The organism is Mesorhizobium sp. (assembly GCF_005063415.1).
Taxonomy (GTDB): domain Bacteria; phylum Pseudomonadota; class Alphaproteobacteria; order Rhizobiales; family Rhizobiaceae; genus Mesorhizobium.
The window spans coordinates 1-2,351 of the sequence record NZ_SUEG01000294.1 but is presented as its reverse complement, the minus strand read 5'-3'; the positions used below and the strand labels follow the sequence as shown (position 1 = coordinate 2,351).

Annotated in this window: 2 protein-coding genes and 1 pseudogene; 1 reads left to right on the top strand and 2 read right to left on the bottom strand. The window is 60.0% G+C overall.

Going from position 1 to position 2,351, the window contains the following annotated elements; translation table 11 throughout:
• Positions 1 to 716 (top strand): annotated as a pseudogene (locus E5W70_RS31930) (hypothetical protein); the annotation flags it as partial.
• Between the two features lie 85 nt (positions 717 to 801).
• On the opposite strand, the gene E5W70_RS31925 reads toward E5W70_RS31930, so the two are convergent.
• Positions 802 to 1,455 carry a recombinase family protein gene (locus tag E5W70_RS31925; RefSeq protein WP_366509779.1) on the bottom strand — a complete coding sequence of 218 codons (654 nt, stop codon included), beginning with the start codon at positions 1,453 to 1,455 and terminating at the stop codon, positions 802 to 804.
• Positions 1,456 to 1,801: 346 nt separating this feature from the next.
• Positions 1,802 to 2,182, bottom strand: a complete 381-nt coding sequence (locus tag E5W70_RS31920; RefSeq protein WP_292665291.1) for a cupin — start codon at positions 2,180 to 2,182, stop codon at positions 1,802 to 1,804.
• Positions 2,183 to 2,351: the final 169 nt, after the last annotated feature.

Below are 2,351 nucleotides of genomic sequence, written 5' to 3'. Positions count from 1 at the left end.
CCGTAATGCCGTTCACCAATATGAGCAGCGATCCAGAGCAAGAGTATTTCGGCGACGGATTGGCCGAGGATTTGATCACGGACCTGTCGAAGGTCGCCGGTCTCCTGGTGATCGCACGCCATTCCTCTTTCGTTTACAAAGGCAAGCAGGCCGATATCCGATCAATCGCCACGGATCTCAACGTGCGCTACGTGATCGAAGGGAGCGTACGCCGTGCCGCGGATCGGGTCCGGATCAGCGCCCAGATCATCGATGCGCTCGACAATCGCCCACTGTGGGCCGAACGGTTCGATCGGGATCTCGCAGATATCTTTGCGATGCAGGATGAGATAGTGGCAAGGATCGTGAACAGCCTTTCTGATCTGCTGCCGCCGGTGCCTTCCATTGCAGGTCAAAGGCTAGCGAATCTTGAAGCCTACGACCTTTTCGTGCGCGGGCGGGCGCTGGTCAACCAGTCGGTCAAAGGGAATCGGCCCGCTCGTTTGCTGACCGAGAGATCTATCGAACTGGATCCGGGTTTTGCGGACGACCTGCAGCTTCGCGCCGCTAAACAAGCCCGGCATCGGGCCGAGGCAACAATGCGGACCATCCGGCGCGAGATGGAGGTGTGGCTAGTGAAACGCCGGCTGCTCGGGGCTGACGACAGCATGTTCAAGGATGTTGGTGTTTCTTCCGGGAACGTCGATTGGCTCGTTCGAAACGGTCGTGGCGGATAGTCGGCGAGGAGTCCAGCGCTGGGGCTGATTCCCCAGCGACAACCTTCTAACCGGCTCCGGTGCTCGCGCCGCTAACTGCTCACGTCTACGCAGCGCTGGCGGAGAAGGAGCGCAGGCAAACCTCTGAGCGTACGCGAGCTGCCCTTGCTGCTCGGAAGGAGCGCGGACCAAGCTGGGCAATCTCGGAACGCTCCCGATGCGGCTGCGGCCTACATGCGCGCCCCGAGGTCAAGGCCGTGGCCTGAGAACACGGCTTACTCACCAGGTCAGCTTGGCGTCCGGCATGTTTCCCGCCCGCCTTTGCCAATTCGATGCCTTGCCTCTGGCGTTCGCGGCGATCCTCGAAGTCGTCTCGAGCCATTTGCAGGGCGAGCTTCAGCAACATTTCCTGGATGGACTCGAGCACGATCTTGGCAACGCCGTCAGCGCTGGCCGCGATGTCGCTAAGATCCACCACACCAGGTACGGCAAGACGAGCACCCTTATTACGAATTGTTTCGATCAGCTTTTCAGCTTCAGGCAAAGGCAGACGACTGATGCGGTCTATCTTCTCCGCAACGACAACCTCCCCCGGCTGAAGGTCCGCGATTAGACGAAGCAGTTCCGGCCGGTCGGCGCGAGCGCCGGATGCCTTCTCGCGGTAGACGCCGGCGATGTAGTACCCGGCATCCCTCGCCTCAGCGATGATCGATCCTGCCCCTTGCGTACTGACCCGCAGATAAACACGAGCAACGTGCATATCCCCCTCCCGTCCGGCTCATTTAGATATACCTCAATGCGCTCTGGCTCAGAATTCGGGCAAGCGGATAGCCCCATAGGCTGGGTCAGAAATACGCCGCAGCAACCGCCATGGTTGCGGGGGTCGCGAAACAGCCTATTGTGGGACGGTGCAAAAATCAGACGCAAAACTGTCGCTTTAATCCGGGACTTTTGCGAAAACCAGGCCGCCGGAATCGACGCTAAGCGGAAGCTCGCTTGCTCCGGGTCAATTCACCGCCATGACCCGTTGCGGACATTTCGAACGTCAGAGAAGCACTATTGCCGAGTCCGCAGGCGCTTGGGAGCGGAACATCATTCCAAAAAAGTTAAGTCTCGTAGTAGTGAAGCTCGAGCAGCAGGCACCCGGTCTGCGACCGGAAGGGACCGTGATAGACGCCAGGCGGCCGGCAGGCGTAGGTGTTCGGGGCAAAACTCAGCGACGGCTCTGCGACCGAAGATCCGCCGATGATGAGATCTCCCGATACGAGATAGACCTCTTCCCAGTATTCATGCACGAACTGCACCGTCGTATAGGCACCCGGCGCAAACCGCAGCAGCCGCGTGCGGTTCCCGGTCTTGCCTGCCTCGTCGAGCCGGCCGGCAAGAATCTTCTGCTCGATGCCGGGAGGGTAACCAGGCGGCGTATGCCAACCCTCGCCGGCCATGTCGATCGTGTGAAATTCCTTGTGTTCCTTTCGGATCGGCATGGCAAACCTCAAGCGGCAGCCAGAGCGGCGCGGTCGACCTCGTCTTCCAGCGAATAGCTGTCCAGCATGTGGTCGACGAGCTGCGTGCAGCGGTCCCAGTCGAAGGTGCGGAAGCTGTGCCCCTTGGTCACGAAGGTGGCACCGGCATAGAACATCTCGTATTGCGTGT

Coding starts and splice junctions, on each gene's coding strand:
- E5W70_RS31920 (WP_292665291.1), bottom strand. CDS start 2,182: ATGCCGATCCGAAAGGAACACAAGGAATTTCACACGATCGACATGGCC.
- E5W70_RS31925 (WP_366509779.1), bottom strand. CDS start 1,455: ATGCACGTTGCTCGTGTTTATCTGCGGGTCAGTACGCAAGGGGCAGGA.